14 protein-coding genes are annotated in these 17,857 nt (G+C 30.7%); 11 read left to right on the top strand and 3 right to left on the bottom strand.

What is annotated here, in order from left to right; all coding sequences use genetic code 11:
- Nucleotides 1-9: 9 nt before the first annotated feature.
- Genes GFJ94_RS07165 through GFJ94_RS07175 form a run of 3 tightly spaced genes read left to right on the top strand, consistent with a single transcriptional unit; the run spans nucleotide 10 to nucleotide 1,029 of the window.
- Nucleotides 10-315, top strand: coding sequence for a hypothetical protein (locus GFJ94_RS07165; protein ID WP_153200869.1), 306 nt, complete (start codon nucleotides 10-12; stop codon nucleotides 313-315).
- A 12-nt stretch (nucleotides 316-327) separates the two neighbouring features.
- The gene (locus tag GFJ94_RS07170) at nucleotides 328-516 is read left to right on the top strand and encodes a DUF2892 domain-containing protein (protein ID WP_008254174.1); all 189 of its coding nucleotides are present in this window, start codon (nucleotides 328-330) and stop codon (nucleotides 514-516) included.
- A gap of 45 nt (nucleotides 517-561) precedes the next feature.
- The gene (locus tag GFJ94_RS07175) at nucleotides 562-1,029 is read left to right on the top strand and encodes a hypothetical protein (protein ID WP_153200870.1); all 468 of its coding nucleotides are present in this window, start codon (nucleotides 562-564) and stop codon (nucleotides 1,027-1,029) included.
- Between the two features lie 59 nt (nucleotides 1,030-1,088).
- Here GFJ94_RS07175 and GFJ94_RS07180 read toward each other — a convergent pair whose 3' ends face one another.
- On the bottom strand, nucleotides 1,089-1,391 hold the full coding sequence (locus GFJ94_RS07180; protein ID WP_153200871.1) for a heavy metal-binding domain-containing protein: 303 nt from the start codon (nucleotides 1,389-1,391) through the stop codon (nucleotides 1,089-1,091).
- Nucleotides 1,392-1,587: 196 nt separating this feature from the next.
- Here GFJ94_RS07180 and ffh point away from each other — a divergent pair, with 196 nt between their 5' ends.
- From ffh to GFJ94_RS07195, 3 genes are all read left to right on the top strand, one after another.
- Nucleotides 1,588-2,934 carry a signal recognition particle protein gene (ffh, locus tag GFJ94_RS07185; RefSeq protein WP_153200872.1) on the top strand — a complete coding sequence of 449 codons (1,347 nt, stop codon included), beginning with the start codon at nucleotides 1,588-1,590 and terminating at the stop codon, nucleotides 2,932-2,934.
- A 129-nt stretch (nucleotides 2,935-3,063) separates the two neighbouring features.
- A complete protein-coding gene (locus tag GFJ94_RS07190) occupies nucleotides 3,064-3,945 on the top strand; it encodes a bifunctional 5,10-methylenetetrahydrofolate dehydrogenase/5,10-methenyltetrahydrofolate cyclohydrolase (protein ID WP_153200873.1) in 882 nt (293 codons plus the stop codon).
- 11 nt (nucleotides 3,946-3,956) lie between these two features.
- The gene (locus tag GFJ94_RS07195) at nucleotides 3,957-4,472 is read left to right on the top strand and encodes a hypothetical protein (protein ID WP_153200874.1); all 516 of its coding nucleotides are present in this window, start codon (nucleotides 3,957-3,959) and stop codon (nucleotides 4,470-4,472) included.
- Between the two features lie 70 nt (nucleotides 4,473-4,542).
- Here GFJ94_RS07195 and GFJ94_RS07200 read toward each other — a convergent pair whose 3' ends face one another.
- Complete coding sequence (locus GFJ94_RS07200; protein ID WP_153200875.1) at nucleotides 4,543-6,138, bottom strand: peptide chain release factor 3; 1,596 nt, start codon at nucleotides 6,136-6,138, stop codon at nucleotides 4,543-4,545.
- A 126-nt stretch (nucleotides 6,139-6,264) separates the two neighbouring features.
- Between GFJ94_RS07200 and GFJ94_RS07205 the strand changes: the two genes are divergently transcribed.
- The 4 genes from GFJ94_RS07205 to GFJ94_RS07220 all read left to right on the top strand — a co-directional run bounded on the left by GFJ94_RS07205 (nucleotide 6,265) and on the right by GFJ94_RS07220 (nucleotide 11,476).
- The gene (locus tag GFJ94_RS07205) at nucleotides 6,265-8,232 is read left to right on the top strand and encodes a peptidylprolyl isomerase (RefSeq protein WP_153200876.1); all 1,968 of its coding nucleotides are present in this window, start codon (nucleotides 6,265-6,267) and stop codon (nucleotides 8,230-8,232) included.
- Between the two features lies 1 nt (nucleotide 8,233).
- Nucleotides 8,234-9,085 carry a hypothetical protein gene (locus tag GFJ94_RS07210; RefSeq protein WP_153200877.1) on the top strand — a complete coding sequence of 284 codons (852 nt, stop codon included), beginning with the start codon at nucleotides 8,234-8,236 and terminating at the stop codon, nucleotides 9,083-9,085.
- Nucleotides 9,069-10,427 carry a peptidylprolyl isomerase gene (locus GFJ94_RS07215; protein WP_153200878.1) on the top strand — a complete coding sequence of 453 codons (1,359 nt, stop codon included), beginning with the start codon at nucleotides 9,069-9,071 and terminating at the stop codon, nucleotides 10,425-10,427. The genes GFJ94_RS07210 and GFJ94_RS07215 overlap by 17 nt, the downstream gene beginning before the upstream one ends.
- A gap of 95 nt (nucleotides 10,428-10,522) precedes the next feature.
- Nucleotides 10,523-11,476, top strand: coding sequence for a MoxR family ATPase (locus tag GFJ94_RS07220; RefSeq protein WP_153200879.1), 954 nt, complete (start codon nucleotides 10,523-10,525; stop codon nucleotides 11,474-11,476).
- 34 nt (nucleotides 11,477-11,510) lie between these two features.
- On the opposite strand, the gene GFJ94_RS07225 is transcribed toward GFJ94_RS07220, so the two are convergent.
- Nucleotides 11,511-13,226 (bottom strand): LuxR C-terminal-related transcriptional regulator, encoded by a 1,716-nt coding sequence (locus GFJ94_RS07225; protein ID WP_162523817.1) that lies wholly within the window; start codon nucleotides 13,224-13,226, stop codon nucleotides 11,511-11,513.
- 272 nt (nucleotides 13,227-13,498) lie between these two features.
- Here GFJ94_RS07225 and GFJ94_RS07230 point away from each other — a divergent pair, with 272 nt between their 5' ends.
- A complete protein-coding gene (locus GFJ94_RS07230) occupies nucleotides 13,499-17,854 on the top strand; it encodes a hypothetical protein (protein WP_153200881.1) in 4,356 nt (1,451 codons plus the stop codon).
- Nucleotides 17,855-17,857 lie beyond the last annotated feature (3 nt).

Below are 17,857 nucleotides of genomic sequence, written 5' to 3' on the forward strand. Positions count from 1 at the left end.
AATATAAACATGAAATTAGTGTTAATTACCGTCATAGCAGAATTTGAGAAAGACGTCAAAAATATGCTAAAAGAAGCAAAGGTTAAATCGTATTCGTACAGAGATGTAAAAGGATATCGCGACAGTACAGAAGAAGCGATTGAAACCAATTGGTTTGGTTCAGAAATGAATGAAACAGAATCAGTTGTTTTTTATGCATTTGTTTTACAACAAAATTTAGATATTTTGTTTGATGAAGTTAAAGAATTTAATAACAAACAAGATTCAGTTTCTCATGTACACTTAGCGGTACTTGGAGTTGAAAAATACAATTAAAATTAAATAGATATGATCAATAGAATTATTAGAGCAATTGCAGGAACATTTATCATAATAAGTGTTTTATTAGCCATGTATGTTAATCAAAATTGGCTTTGGTTTACCATTTTTGTAGGAGCTAATTTATTACAATCTTCTTTTACTAAATGGTGTTTGATGGAAGATATTTTAAGAAAAGTATTTAAGATTCAAGATTAGTTATATTATTTTTTTATAATTTATCGTTAATTATAAAAAAATCTTATGAGAAAGCTTAAATTGATTCCTTTATTAGCATTGGTGTTTTTATTAAACGTAGCTTCAATGTGTTCTAATGATGACAATTCTAATTCATCTGCAGATCCTACTCCTGTAATAAATACAGTAACTTCTGGTACATGGAGAATTACGTTATATGAAGATAATGGTGTTGATGAAACAACAAATTATTCAAATTACAATTTTACGTTCAATTCAAATGGTGTATTAACAGCGGCTAATACTACTAGTTATAATGGAACTTGGTCTGTAATAACAAGTAATTCTGCAGACGATAACCCAGATAACGATTTAGATTTTAATATTGCATTTACTGCGCCAGCGCCAATTACATTTACAGATGATTTAACTGATGATTGGGAAATAGTTAGTTACACTGCTACTAAAATTGAATTAATTGATGTTAGTGGAGGTAATGGAGGAACTGATTATCTAACGTTTGAAAAAAATTAGTAAATTATAGTTACTTTAAAACCAGCTTTTTTAGCTGGTTTTTTTATAATTTATATTAACTATCTTTTAATAATACTAACAGCTGTTCCTGTTGTTGTAACTACAACATAATTACTATTGGTTAGTTCAATATCAACATGTATTCCCACTACTGCATTTGCATTTAATTTCATAGCATTTGCTTTAAGTTGTTCAAAAGCTTGATCTTTAACATCTGAAACACTTTCACTTATTCCAGCATAATATTTTTGCATATTAAAAGTCATTTTCATCTTTTGCATATTTACAGATGTTCCCGACACAATACCTCTGTACTCTGCAATTGTAAAGCCATCAATAGAATTGGTTGTTGTTAAAATCATAATTTAAATTTTTATTGCTTTTTAATAATTTTACCCAACGGGTTAAAATAAGTCTATTAAATTGCTGTTTTGTTACAATTGAGAATTAATCTCTTATTCATTTTAAAAAGTAAATTTTTTATACAAACTCTCTAATACTACTTTGCGACTTTATAACTTTATGTTATCTTTGCAACTTATTAAAATCACATCCATTATGTTTGATAATTTAAGCGATAAGTTAGATAAAGCGTTACACCTATTAAAAGGTCACGGTAAAATTACTGATGTAAATGTTGCCGATACTTTAAAAGAAGTACGTAGAGCATTATTAGATGCCGACGTTAACTTTAAAATTGCTAAAGATTTTACCACGAGAGTAAAAGATAAAGCAATAGGTGAAAATGTATTAACTACTTTACAGCCAGGACAATTAATGGTTAAAATCGTTAAAGACGAGTTGACCGAATTAATGGGTGGTGATGCAGCTGGAATTAATTTATCAGGAAACCCAACTGTGATTTTGATGTCGGGTTTACAAGGTTCTGGTAAAACTACTTTTTCGGGTAAATTAGCAAACTTTTTAAAAACTAAAAAGAACAAAAAAACTTTATTAGTAGCTTGTGATATCTATCGTCCTGCGGCAATTAATCAGTTGCACGTAGTGGGTGGACAAATTGGTGTTGAAGTATATTCAGAACCAGAAAATAAAAATCCAGTTGAAATTGCTCAAAATGCCATCAAACATGCAAAAGCAAATGGTTTTAATGTAGTAATTGTCGATACTGCTGGTCGTTTGGCTGTGGATGAGCAAATGATGAACGAAATTGCAAATGTTCATAAAGCAATTGAGCCACACGAAACACTATTTGTAGTAGATGCTATGACAGGGCAAGATGCTGTAAATACTGCAAAAGCATTCAACGACAGATTAAATTTTGACGGAGTTATCTTAACAAAGTTAGATGGTGATACGCGTGGTGGAGCTGCCATTTCGATTAAATCGGTAGTAAATAAACCAATTAAATTCATCGGTACAGGTGAAAAAATGGAAGCTATCGATGTGTTTTATCCAAATCGTATGGCGGATAGAATCTTGGGAATGGGAGACGTGGTTTCCTTAGTAGAAAGAGCACAAGAGCAATACGACGAAGAAGAAGCAAGAAAATTACAGAAGAAAATTGCTAAAAACGAATTTGGTTTTGACGATTTCTTAGCACAAATTCAGCAAATCAAGAAAATGGGGAACATGAAAGACCTTGTCGGAATGATTCCTGGAGCTGGAAAAGCATTAAAAGACGTTGAAATTGAAGATGATGCATTCAAACATATTGAAGCTATCATTCAATCAATGACACCAATTGAAAGAAGTAAACCATCTTTAATTGATGTAAAACGTAAAACCAGAATTGCAAAAGGTTCGGGAACAAAAATTGAGCAAGTGAATCAATTGATGAAACAATTCGACCAAATGAGCAAAATGATGAAAATGATGCAAGGTGGTGGCGGAAAAAATTTAATGAAAGCTATGTCTGGAATGAAAGGCGGAATGCCAAAAATGTAAATTATAGGTAAGGTTTAAAATTTTAAATAATGAAAGTTTTAAACCTTATTTTTTTGAATATACTAACTATTCGTTTTGGGATACACACAACTATAAACCCAAAGCTATAAACCTGAAACAAGAAAGCAAATGCAATTATTAGACGGAAAAAAAGTATCGGAAGATATTAAAAATGAAATTGCTGCCGAGGTAGCTCAAATGAAAGCCAATGGAGAGAAAGTTCCTCATTTAGCGGCAATTATTGTAGGAAACGATGGTGCAAGTTTAACGTATGTTGGAAGCAAAGTAAAATCGTGTGAGCGAGTTGGTTTTGAATCCACTTTAATTAAAATGCCAAGCACGACTTCAGAAACGGAGCTTTTGAAAAAAATCAAAGAATTGAACGAAAATGATGCTATTGATGGATTCATTGTTCAGTTGCCTTTACCAAAACAAATCGACACCCAAAAAATCATTGAAGCGATAGATCCAAGTAAAGATGTAGATGGTTTCCATCCTGAAAACTTTGGAAAAATGGCATTAGATATGTCTACTTTTATTCCAGCAACACCTTTCGGAATCTTAGAATTATTAGAAAGATATAATGTTCCAACCGATGGAAAGCACACCGTAGTTATCGGAAGAAGTCATATCGTAGGTCGTCCAATGGGAATTTTAATGGGAAGAAAAGGATTTCCTGGAAATTCAACAGTAACGGTTACACACAGTCATTCTAAAAACATCAACCAAATTACTTCACAAGCTGATATTATTATCTCTGCATTAGGTGTCCCAAATTTCCTAAAAGCAGAAATGGTTAAAGATGATGTAGTAATAATCGACGTAGGAATCACTAGAGTAGAAGATGAAACTACTGAAAAAGGATATAGAATTGTAGGTGACGTAGATTTTGAAAACGTATCTAAAAAAGCATCCTACATTACGCCAGTTCCGGGTGGAGTAGGACCTATGACGATTGCAATGTTGTTGAAAAATACATTGTTAGCGAGAGAGCAGAAGAGAAATAGATAAAAAAAGTATAAATGAAGTTCAGATTACTTTTTTTAATATTATTAATATTTCAAATTTCTAATTCGCAGTCAAATTTTAATAAAGTTAAGAATGAAATTAATAGAAATGGATATTCTATTTTTTATGATTCAACATTAAGATTAGACGAGAGTGGTAGAAATGGAGTTGAATTTTATTTGTTTACCGAAAAAGAAAATTCTCAAGATAATTTTGTAGAAAATATCAATTTGATTATTCAAAATTTGGAAGGATTAAATATTGATTTAAATAAATTTGTTGCAATAACGGAAGGTCAAATTTTGGCAAGCGGAGAATTAATTCGAAGCAAGAGAATAATTGTAAATGGCAACGAATGTCATTCTATAATTTATGAGGGAACTTTTAATGGATTAAATTTGATGTTTTTACAGTATAATATTGTTAAAAATGATAAAGCTTATGTTTTAACTTATACAGCAAATAGAAAAGATTTTGAAAAATATTTTAATGAAATGGAATTAATAATGAAGAGTTTTAAAATTAAATGATACTCAATTATATCAATATAATTTAATAAACAAACAAAAAAGCCATTTCAAACGAAATGGCTTTTCTTTTTTATCTCTTCTGATAATCCGAAGTAAAGAATAATTCTACTGTTGGATATTTTTGTTGGGTCATTTGGATTGAGAAATCGCTATCGGCTAAGAATACTAATTGGCCGTATTTATCATGTCCTAAGAATTTTTGTTTTACACGTTTAAATTCAGCAAATTCTACATTTTTAGGATCTTGTGGTTTTACCCAACACGCTTTAAACGCAGGGAAAGTTTCATACGTACATTTTGCTCCATATTCATGCTCTAAACGGTATTGAATAACTTCGTATTGAAGTGCTCCTACGGTTCCAATTACTTTTCTGCCGTTCATTTCTAAGGTAAATAACTGCGCCACACCTTCATCCATTAACTGGTCAACTCCTTTCTCTAATTGTTTCGATTTTAATGGATCAGCGTTATTGATATATCTAAAATGCTCTGGTGAGAAACTTGGAATTCCTTTGAAATTCATGATTTCGCCTTCGGTTAACGTATCTCCAATTTTAAAGTTTCCGGTATCATGTAAACCAACAATATCACCAGGATACGAAATATCAACAATCTCTTTTTTCTCAGCAAAAAACGCATTCGGACTAGAGAATTTTAAATTCTTTCCTAAACGAACATGCAAATATGGTTTGTTTTTTTCAAACGTTCCCGATACAATTTTGATAAACGCCAAACGGTCTCTATGTTTTGGATCCATGTTGGCATGAATTTTAAATACAAATCCGCTTAATTTTTGTTCTTCTGGATTTACTAAACGTGTATCTGATTCTTTTGCTCTTGGTGTTGGTGCAATTTCAACAAAACAGTCTAATAATTCACGAACTCCAAAATTATTCAAAGCCGAACCAAAGAAAACAGGTTGTAAATCGCCAGCCAAATATTCTTCTCTGCTAAATGCAGGATAAACTTCTTCAATTAATTCTAATTCTTCACGTAAGCGATTTGCTGGTTTTTCTCCAATAATTCCTTCTAATTCCTCGCTTTCAATATCAGAAAAAGCAATCGTTTCTTCAATGTTTTTTCGACTATCACCTTCGAAAAGGTTGATGTTCTTTTCCCAAATATTGTAAATTCCTTGGAAATCGTATCCCATTCCAATTGGAAAACTCAATGGCGTAACGCGAAGTTTTAATTTTTGCTCCACTTCGTCCATTAAATCAAAGGCATCTTTACCTTCACGGTCTAATTTGTTAATGAAAACAATCATCGGAATGTTTCGCATTCTACAAACTTCCACTAATTTTTCAGTTTGTTCCTCAACCCCTTTTGCAACGTCGATTACTACGATAACACTATCAACTGCAGTTAAAGTTCTGAAAGTGTCTTCTGCAAAGTCTTTGTGACCTGGCGTATCTAAGATGTTGATTTTTTTATTTTGATAGTTAAAAGCCAAAACAGAAGTCGCTACCGAAATCCCTCTTTGTCTTTCAATCTCCATGAAATCGGAAGTAGCTCCTTTTTTAATTTTATTACTTTTTACAGCTCCAGCTTCCTGAATAGCGCCTCCAAACAACAATAATTTCTCGGTTAAAGTCGTTTTACCAGCATCGGGATGCGAGATAATTCCAAAAGTTCGTCTTCTTGCTATTTCTTCTATAAAACTCATTATTCAAAATTTTGTGCAAAAGTAACTTTTTTTGCAGAATTTTCTGTTAATAGTCACTTATAAATGTTGTGAAATAGTATCGAATTGTTATTTTTGTCGATTACAACTTAAAATGTATAAATTAAAATGAAAATTAATCGCCTACTTATTTTTGGTTTTTTACTTGTTCAATCGTTTTTGTTTGCCCAAACAAAAGAAGTTTTATTTACGATTGACAATCATCCTTATTATACAGATGAATTTGTGCGTGTGTACAATAAAAATTTAGATTTAGTTAAAGATGATTCTCAAAAAGATTTAGACAAGTATTTGGATTTGTTTTTAGGATACAAACTGAAAGTAGAAAAAGCAAATAAAATTGGTTTGCAACATGGTACAAATTATCAGAACGAATTAAAATCGTATAGAAATCAATTAGCAAAAAATTATGTAAACGATTCTAAAGTAACTAACGAATTGGTGCATGAAGCTTACGATAGAATGAAGCAAGAAGTAAGAGCTTCACATATTTTAGTTTTAGTAGATGAAGGCGCTTTACCTCAAGATACTTTAAAAGCGTATAATAAAGTTTTAGCTATCAAAAAACGATTAGATGCTGGTGAGGATTTTATTACCGTTGCTCAACAAACGTCTGAAGATCCTTCTGTTAAAGAAAATAATGGCGATTTAGGTTATTTTTCAGCTTTCAGAATGGTATATCCTTTTGAAAACGCAGCATATAAAACTAATGTAGGTCAAGTTTCAAAACCATTCCGAACTCGTTTTGGTTATCATATTATTAAAGTGGTTGACAAAAGAATGAATAGAGGAGAAGTTACTGTGGCTCACATTATGATTGTAAAACCAAATGTTTCAGATGTTGCTCAGCATGAAAAAGCAAAAGCAACAATTGAAGATATTTACAAAAAAATTAAACAAGGTGAAAATTTTGAAACTTTGGCACAACAATTTTCGGAAGATAAATCATCTGCAGGAAAAGGTGGTGTTTTACAACGTTTTGGTTCTGGGCAATTAAGTTCAGAAGAATTTGAAAATGTAGCTTTTAGTTTGGTTAATAAAAATGATATTTCAGCTCCTTTTCAATCGCAATTTGGATGGCATATTGTAAAATTAATTGACAAACATCCTGTTCGTACTTTTGAAGAAATGAAAACTGAATTAGAAGAAAAAATCAGAAAAGACGAACGTTCTTTGTTAATTACTAATTCTTTGTCTAAAAAATTAAGAGCAAAATATGTAATTGCTAAAGATCAAAAGGCTTTGACAAAAGTAAAAAATTTAGTTACCGATGATTTTTACAATCAAACTTGGGAACAACCAGCTAGTTTAAAGGATAGCAATGTGAATTTGTTAACGATTGATAAAGCAAAAAAAATTAATACACCTGCCTTTATTAATTTTATTTACACACAACAAAAAGCAAATATTAAAACAAAACCCGTTACTAAATTGGTGGACGAATTATTTGAAAAATTCACTGACGAACAAGTAATTAATTATTACAATGAAAATTTAGAAAATGAGTTTCCTGAATTTAGATATGTGATGGATGAGTATCGTGATGGATTAATGTTGTTCGATTTAATGGAGAAAGAAATTTGGAATAGAGCAAAATCAGATACAACTGGTTTAATGAATTTTCATAAAGCGAATATTCAAAACTACCAATGGAAAAAAAGGCATAATGTAGATATTTTATCATCAACAGATAAAGCAACCATTGAAAAAGCTCAGAAATTCCTTAAAAAAGGAAAATCAATAGAGTACATTAAAGAAAAATTAAATAAAAACGGAAAAGTAAATGTCATGGTAAAATCGGGACTTTATGAGGAGGATTATGATATTTTAGCTCAATATCCAAATGTTGGAACTGGAGTAACATCAGTTGTTGTAAAGGATAAATATTACTTTGTAGTAAATGTAAAAAATACAAAAGAAGCAGAAGCTAAAGAATTTTCAGATTGTAAAGGAAAAGTGATAAGCGATTACCAACAATATTTAGAGAACAATTGGGTAGACGAATTAAAAAAAGAGTTTCAAATTAGTGTAAACAATGATGTCTTCGCCAAAGTAAAGCAGCAATTAGCAAAATAATATGAAATTTTGGGTTTCAATATTTTTACTTACCACAATGGTTGTTTCGTGCGATTATTTTATAGCGCCAAAGAAACCAAAAGCCATTGCGCGTGTAGGTGAAAATTATTTGTTCCAAGATGATATTGTAGATTTAGTTCCAAAAGGCACTTCTAAGAAAGATAGTGTTGCCATTGTAAAATCGTTTATTGATAGATGGGCAACACAAAAATTGTTGTTTGAAGCTGCTGAGCGTAATATTAGTACAGATAAAGTTGCCGAATTTAAATCGCTAATTGAGCAGTATAAAGTAGATTTGTATACAAAAGCACATATCGAAAGCTTGGTAATCAGACAAATAGATACAATTGTAACTAATGCGCAAATTGAGGATTATTATACTAAAAACAAGCAGTATTTTAAGAATTCTTCTGAGTTAGTAAAGCTTCGTTATATTAATTTAGTTAAAGAAAATCCAAAATTCGCAAAAATTAAATCAAAGTTTAGTTCCTTTACCAAAAATGATAGAAAAGAGTTAGAACAGCTTGCCGTTCAATTTAAAAGTTATGCGTTTAATGATTCTATATGGGTAGATGTCAATCAGGTTTTTGAGAAAATTCCGTTTATTAATTTAGAGAATAAGCAAAAATATATCGCAAGCGGAATGAATTTTCAATATCCTGATTCTACAACAGTTTGGCTGGTTAAAATAAATAAAGTATTACCAAAAGATAGCCCAACTCCCTTAGAATTTTTAAAGCCTACAATAAAGCAGATTATCATAAATAACAGAAAATTAGAATTAATAAATACAATAGAAAAAGAGATTACGAATGATGCCATCAAAGACAAAAAATATGAAATTTATAAATAAGAAGTTCCTTTTTGCCCTTTTAATTTTAGTAACCACAACCGTTTTCGCTCAACCCAAAAGAGAAAAAGTAGACGGTGTAATTGGAGTAGTCGGAGATTATGTGGTTTTGGATTCAGATATTGATTTAGAATTAATACAATTAAAAGCACAAGGAGTTGATACAAAAAATATCACACGTTGTGAATTATTTGGAAAACAATTAGAAGATAAATTATATGCTCATCATGCTATTCAAGATAGTATTGTTGTAACAGATTCTGAGGTAACTAGTTACATGAATGAACAACTAGATGCTATGGTGCAGCAAGTAGGGTCATTAGATAAAGTTGTTCAATTTTATAAAAAGAAAAATGTAGAGGAGTTTAAATCATACTTATTTGAAATTATTAAAATGAATAAATTAACTTCTCAAATGCAGAAGAAAATTGTTGACGATGTAACAATTACGCCTGAAGAAGTTAGAAATTTTTTTAAAGCGATTCCTATTGATGAATTACCAACATTTGGTGCTGAGATGGAAATAGCTCAAATCATTATAAAACCTGTAATTACTGATGATGAAAAGAAACGAGTTATTGATAAATTGAATGAAATTCGTCAAGATGTTTTAAATGGTTCTAGTTTTTTCAGTAAAGCAGTTTTGTTTTCAGAAGATCCAGGTTCAAGTTCAAATGGAGGTTACTATAAAATGAATCGTAAAACAGCTTTTGTTAAAGAATTTAAAGATGTAGCTTTTAGTTTAACAGAAGGTGAGATTTCAGAACCTTTTGAAACAGAGTTTGGATATCATATTATTATGGTTGAAAAAATTAAAGGTCAAGAAGTAGAATTACGTCATATCTTAATTGCTCCAAAAGTATCTACTCAGGCAATGAAAGATGCTAGAGCAAAAATTGAGGAAATACGTACTAAAATTTTAAACAAAGAGATTACCTTTGCTGATGCTGCTAAGTCATCGTCTAACGAAAAAGAAACAAAAAATAATGGTGGTGTTCTATTAAATCCAAGAACTATGGAGCCTCGTTTTGAATTAACTAAAATGGATCCAGCTTTATATGCTCAGGTTTCTTCTTTGAAAGATGGTGAAATTTCACTACCTATTTTAGATGAAGATAGAAGTGGTGGAGGTAAGTTTTATAAGATTATAACTGTTAATAATAGAACAGAAGAACATACAGCTGATTTTGCTAAAGATTATTTAAAAATTAAAGAATTAGCGTTAAGAGATAAGCAAATCAAGGAAATTGCAAAGTGGTCTCAAGAAAAAATTAAAGAAACGTATGTTAAGATTTCTGATGATTATAAAGATTGTCAATTTACCAACAATTGGTTAAAAAAATAAATTAACTAACCCTTTGAATTTTCAGAGGGTTTTTTATTATTTTAGAGGTTTAATAATTAAGTTCAATTTTCCGAATTCTAAATTTTAAATTAAATATGTCAGACGTAGCAGCCATTCAGGAATTAGTTCAAAGACAAAAAGCATTAAAACAAGAAATTGCTAAAGTAATTGTGGGTCAGGATGAAGTAGTACATCAAATTGTGATGAGTATTTTTTCAGGTGGTCACGCTTTACTTATTGGTGTGCCTGGTTTGGCTAAAACATTAATGGTTAATACTATTTCACAGGCTTTAGGGTTGAATTTTAAAAGAATTCAGTTCACTCCCGATTTAATGCCTTCTGATATTTTAGGAAGTGAAATTTTAGATGAAAATCGTCAGTTTAAGTTCATTAAAGGGCCGATTTTTTCCAATATTATCTTGGCGGACGAAATTAATAGAACTCCTCCAAAAACACAAGCAGCATTGTTAGAAGCTATGCAAGAACGTGCTGTAACGGTTGCCGGACATCATTATAAATTAGATTTGCCTTATTTCGTATTAGCAACGCAAAATCCAATTGAGCAAGAAGGAACATATCCTTTACCAGAAGCGCAGTTAGACCGTTTTATGTTTGCTGTAAAATTAGATTATCCAAGTTTTCAAGAAGAAGTTGATGTAGTGAAAGCAACAACATCCGATTTTAATCCTGTTGTAAATTCTTTATTCACGGCTCAGGAAATTATCGATTTCCAAAATGTAATTCGTAAAATTCCCGTAGCTGATAATGTAATTGAATACGCGGTTTCATTAGTAAGTAAAACACGTCCAGATAATCCGCTTTCAAATGAATTTGTAAAAACGTATATCGACTGGGGCGCAGGACCAAGAGCTTCACAAAACTTAATTTTAGCTGCAAAAACTAATGCCGCTTTTAATGGAAAATTTTCTCCAGATATCGAAGATGTTCAAGCGGTTGCAACTGGAATACTTCGTCATAGAATCGTGAAAAATTACAAAGCTGATGCCGAAGGAATTTCGGAAGATGATATCATTAAAAAGCTGTTTTAGTAAAATTAATTTTTAGAATACTTCGGTTTTAAGATTATAAGTTTTTCAAAAAATCAACTAGATTTTCTTCTTTGTCTAAATTTAATTTTTTTCTGATACTATATCTGTAATTATGAATAGAATGTTCGGCGATTCCTAATTGAGTTGCAATTTGTTTTGTATTAAAGTTTAATCGCAACAAAGTAGTTATTTGAATTTCTTTTTCATTTAAATCTGGAAAATTGCTTTTCAATTTGAATAAGAATGATTTTTGAGTATCCTCAACTTCTGAGTTAAGTTGTACTTTTTCATTATTTAAGACAATGGTGTCGTTAATCATCATTTGTATTTTTTGTACTTCGTCTAGTACAGTTGATTCTTTAGCTAAATTTTTTATAGCACTTAAATTCTTTTTAAGAAGTAAAAGAAGATTGTTTTGTTCCTGAATTTGAAGTGCAAACTCTGTTACTTGTTTATTTTTGAATTCGACTTCATTATTGTAATTTTCTTCTTTTAACTGATTAATTTCTTCTAGATATTTCTCGTTTCTTTTTTTGATTTTAATAATATTGTTTTGTCGAATAACAAAAAAAGCTAATCCAAGAATTAATAAAATTAAAATTGCATATTGGTATTTCGACTGCGAAGATTTGTATTTTAGAAGTTCAATTTCTTGTTTTTGAGTTTTAATGTTGTTTTCGTATTGGTCAATTTCATATTTCAATTGTAACTCTTTGGTGTCATTTTCTTTTGCTTCTTGTATAACTTTATTGTTTGTTTCTATGTATTGAGATTGCATTTTAAAAGCATTTACATAATCTCCTTTGATTTTGTAAATGTTTGAAAGTTTAATAAATGTTAAAGAAATGAGTTCATTGTTTTTAATTTTTTTAGCAAATGATAACGCTTGGTAGAGAAACGTTATAGCTTCATCATATTTTGTCTCTTTTAGGCTAATTTCCGAAAAGGTTGTGGGAAGATAAAATTCAAATTTTGAATTTGGATTTAATTTTACGTAGTTTTCTACCAATTCTAAATAGGTATAAGCATTTTGTATTTGGTTTAGTTCTATATATAAATTAGCGATATTAAAATTTAAATCGGCTCTTGCGATTGAATTTTGATTTAATTTTTTAAAGTTTTCCTTGTTTTTAAGAAGAGTTTGTAACGATTTTTCTATTTGATTACTGGATGCTTGTATACTTCCTATATTGTTATAAGAAAAGGTCATTTGAGAGTAATCTTTTATCTTTTCACTAATGGCTAGAGATTTATAATAATATTTTAAAGCTTCCTCTTTGTTGTTCTGAATGTTATTTAAGAAACCAATAGAGTTATAAATTTTCATTAAAATCTTTTCGTCTTTGTTTTTTGTAGCAATAGCGTCTGCTTTAATGAAATAATTCATGGATGTTTTGTAATCTTTAATATTTACATAAACATGTCCAATACTGTTATATAGCGCTGCTCTATTATAATAAGAAATGTTTTTTTCTGCATTAAAGAAGTTTTCTAACGCTTTTTTAGAATCTTGATTTTTCTTGTATGATTCTCCCAATTCATAATAACAGTCACCTAATCGAGTACTGATTTTTTGTTTTTCAAATTCTTTCAATGCGAGCAGTCCATACTGAATACTTTTATTATAGTCTTCATTTGCTCTGTAGATAATCATTTTTCTAAAATTTATTTCTGGAAGTAGTTCTTCCTTTGAATTAGATTTTTCTAATTGCTGTAATAAACTTTCAGCCTCTTTAAGGTTGGTATTCATTTCAATTAACTGATCGATTTTATCAAAATTTTGTTTTGTTATTTGTGAAAACGATATTATTGAGTAAAACAAGGCGATTAGAAGAGTTTTTCTTTTCTTTTTGGAATTAAGTATCATATATTCAATGTGTTAATATGTTTTTTTTTTTAATTATAGGATAAAAAAAGGATATGATTACAATTTCAAAGGTAATAAAAAGGAACTTGTAAACAATGCTTTTACTATTAAACTATTTAATTTAGCACACTATAATGACAAACCCCATTTATATTATGAGAAAAATTATTTATTTATTAATTATTTTATCGTTTTCGTCTTTTGTTAAAGGGCAAACTTTATTAATTAATCCTGCTACAGATGGAGGATTTGAAAATGGTACTACATTTGCAGCCAATGGTTGGACTGCCGTAAATGCAGGAACTAATAATTGGCATTGTGGTTCTTCCACTGCAGGTTCTCCATTAGCTAATTGGTGGACAGGTTCAAATGGTGCTTATGTTTCTGATAATGGTGGTGCAAATTGGCAGTACAATGGAACAATAAATCAACGATCACATATTTACAAAGATATTGCTTTTCCAGCAGGACAATCAAATATTACTTTAACATATGATATTAGAATGTTTGGTGAAGCTTTTTATGATAATTTACAAGTTTACATTACAGATACTTCAATTACTCCAAATAATGCTGGTCCTACAAGTAGTAACACCACTACAACAGGATGGCCAGGTTATACATATGGGACAACAGGTTATTATTTATTACTTTCAAATGCGATTTCAAATACAACAACAACTACTGTAACCTTTAATTTTACAGAAGCTCAAGGTTTATTTTGTGCAGGAAGTACAAAACGTCTAATCTTTACTTGGAAGAACAATACAACAAATACTACTCAAGCGCCAGTTTCTATTGACAATATTTCACTAACTTCTGTTACGCCCCCTACAAACAATTCATGTACTACACCTTCGTCATTAACTGTTAATCCATCTGAAGTATGTGCTACTTTTACTTCTGGAACGACAGTAAATGCAAACAATGCCGGACTTGCAGGTTGTTCAGGTAATGCAGATGATGATGTTTGGTATTCTTTTGTTGCTACATCAAGTACTCACAATGTAGCTGTTACTGCGGGTACAATTCAAAATGTTGTTTTTCAAGTTTTTCAAGGTAACTGTAATGGATTATCCAATATAGGTTGTATTAATAATACGGCTGGTTCTGGAAGTGAATCTTTTAATCTTAATGGTTTAACTCCCGGTAATACTTATCTTGTGAGAGTTTATAGTTTTGATGGTACCACTTCTTCACGAGGAACTTTTGATATATGTGTAACTAGTCCTCCTGTAGGTTGCGCTACTAAAGCACCTGATGATGTTGCTATTTTGTGTAATGAAACAGCTATTTTAACGGCTGCTTCATCACAGGTTTCCTATTCTATGATGGCTACGCCATGTGATCCTATTGCAATAACGGGAACTAATGCTTTTCCAGTTCCTGCAGATGACGCTGTAACGGGACAAATTCCAATTGGATTTAACTTTGATTTTTTTGGAAATACTTATAATACAGCTGTAATTCAAACTAATGGAATCGTTGGTTTTGGTCCTTTTACTTTTACAGGATTCAGTCCCTTTAGTATTCCTGCTGTAACGGCTCCAAATAATTATATCGCAGGTATTTATACTGACATAGATATTCGTTTTGGAGGAACCATAACTTATGCAACTATTGGTACTGCTCCAAACAGACAATTCGTAGTAAACTATAGTAACGTAGTTCCATATAACGGTGGGAGTTCTGCAGGTACAGGAACTGCTTCTTTTCAAATTGTATTAAATGAAAATGGTTCTTTTAACATCATAATTTCACAGTTTTCTGCCAATTGGTATGGTTCAATTTCAACTTCATTAGCAACTTCAGGTTCAGAGAATAGTGATGGAACAATTGCTTTTCCAGTTCCTTTAAGAAATTCAACTGACTGGCCAGGTATTGTACCTGCAAATAGAGATTGTCACACTTTTGTGTCTTCAGCATGTACTTTTGTAAGATGGCAAGAAGGAGCAACTGTATTAACAACAAATCCAGTTTTAAATGCATCACCTACTACAACAACTGCTTATACTGCAGTTTGGAATTGCGGAGGAAGTGAATGTTCTGATGAAACAATTGTTACGGTTTTACCATCAAGTATAATCAAATCAAATGTAATTGACAATACTAATTGTGTATTCCCTAATGGAATAATTAACTTATCAACGGATAATTTAAATGCACCATCTTATACTGTAAGTTATTTGCAGAATGGGACGCCAGCAACACAAACTATTAATTTAACGTCTCAAAATATAGCACCAGGTGATACTTTTAATTCAGGTGTTTTAACTAATACAGATCCTAAATGGACTAGAAATAACGCTGGTTCAGTTTGTAATGCAACTGCAGTGCCAAGTCAGTTCTTTGATGTGTATTCATTTACCGTAACGGCTAATGGATTGTATGCATTTGATATGTGTAATGGTGCTACTTCATTTAATGGATTTGCATCATTATATCAAAACGCATTTAATATAAATAATCCATGTGATATTGCAACAAATCATATAATTTCTGATGATAATGGTAATCCTAATGCGGGTGTGTGTGATAATGATGCAAGAATTTCAGCATCACTTGTTACAGGTGTCACATATTATTTGGTTACAACTTCAAGAAATGCAAATGTAGTTGGAGATTATAACTGGACATTTGTTTCAGGGCCTGGTAATATTGTAAATAATGACTCATATTATCAATTAACAAATTTATCTGCGGGTACTTATACTAATTTTTCAATAACTACTAATTGTGGCAATGTTACTTTTCCTGGGCCAATTGTTTTAGGAGACATTTCGCAAAGAACTTGGCTTGGTACCACTAATAACGATTGGAATAATCCTGTCAATTGGTCTAATGGTCTAATTCCAAACGCTTTTAATTGTGTTGTAATTCCAGTAACAGCAAATAATCCAGTAGTTTCAGGTGTAAATTATAATGCATTTGCTTATAGTTTAACAGTATTAGACGGTGCTACATTAACTGTAAATTCATCAAATAATATAGTGGTTACTGATTTGGTTACAGTAAATCCTACAGGTTTATTTAATATTCAAAATGATGCTAGCTTAGTTCAAATAAATGATGTTGTAAATATTGGAAGTATTGTAAAAAATAAAGAAGCAAATATTAAGAGATTAGATTATGTTTATTGGTCTTCTCCAGTAGCTAATTTTTCTTCAAGTGCAATTTCTCCATTAACACCTACAAATAGAATTTATAAATGGGAGCCAACTACAGCAACTGGATATGCAAGTAATTTTGGAAATTGGGTTTCAGGTAATGAATCTATGCAAATAGGGAAAGGATATATTGTAAGAGGTCCTGATAATTTTACAGATTCTAATCAAATTTTCACGAGCACGATTACTGGAGTTCCAAACAATGGAAATATAGCTACTCCAATATTTAGAAGTAATTACGATGGTATTTCATATGCAGGTCCAACCGCAACTTTAGTAACAAAAGATGATGATAATTGGAATTTAATTGGGAATCCATATCCATCAGCAATTGACGCTATTTCGTTCTTAAATTCAAACACAAACATTGATGGTTTTGTGAAAATTTGGACTCATGGTACAACTCCAAGTACAGCTTTGCCAAATCCATTCTACCAGAATTACACCTATAATTATAACGTAAACGATTATATTACATATAATGCAACAGGAGCTTCTTCTGGACCAGCTTCTTTTAATGGAAAAATTGCTTCAGGTCAAGGATTTTTTGTGTTGATGAATCATACATCGACATCAGATGCGGAAACGGTAAGTTTTACCAATGCATTAAGAAGAGATGGTTTAGGTTTACCTTATTCTAATGATGAATTCTTCAGAACTGCACAAGTTGTTGATCAGAGTGGTAAAATTTGGTTAGATATAATTGCGCCTAGCAATAATACTACAAGAGCTTTGGTTGGATATTTAGATGGAGCATCTAACAATAGAGATAGACTATTTGATGCTATAGCAAATGAAAAGCTAGAATTAAATCTGTACTCACTTACAGATAATATAAAAATGACAATTCAAGGACGTACTTTGCCTTTTGATGTAACAGATAGAGTGCCATTAGGAGTAAAAATTCCAGAAAGTGGAACATATTCAATTTCTATAGGTGAATTAACTGGATTTATGACTTCTCAAGCTATTTATTTAGAAGATACAGATTTAGGAATTATTCATGACTTAATTGCTCAACCTTACAGTTTTACAGCTAGTTCAGGTGATTTTTCAAATCGATTTGTATTACGCTATACAAATGAAACTTTAGGAGGAGACGATTTTGAAGCAGACAACGCTAATGTTTGGGTATATTCTTCAGATGTTTTATCAGTAAAATCTACAAAAAATGAAATAAAAGCGGTTAGAGTATTTGATATTTTAGGAAGAGAGTTAGCAAATTATCCAGAAGTTAATAGTTACGAACTACCTCTGTCTAAAATTCAAAAAAATAAAGCAGGATTAATCATTCAAATTACATTATCAAATGGTACAATTGTGAATAAAAAAGTAATTTATTAATAA

This window comes from Flavobacterium sp. LMO8, assembly GCF_009495755.1.
Classification (GTDB): Bacteria; Bacteroidota; Bacteroidia; order Flavobacteriales; family Flavobacteriaceae; genus Flavobacterium.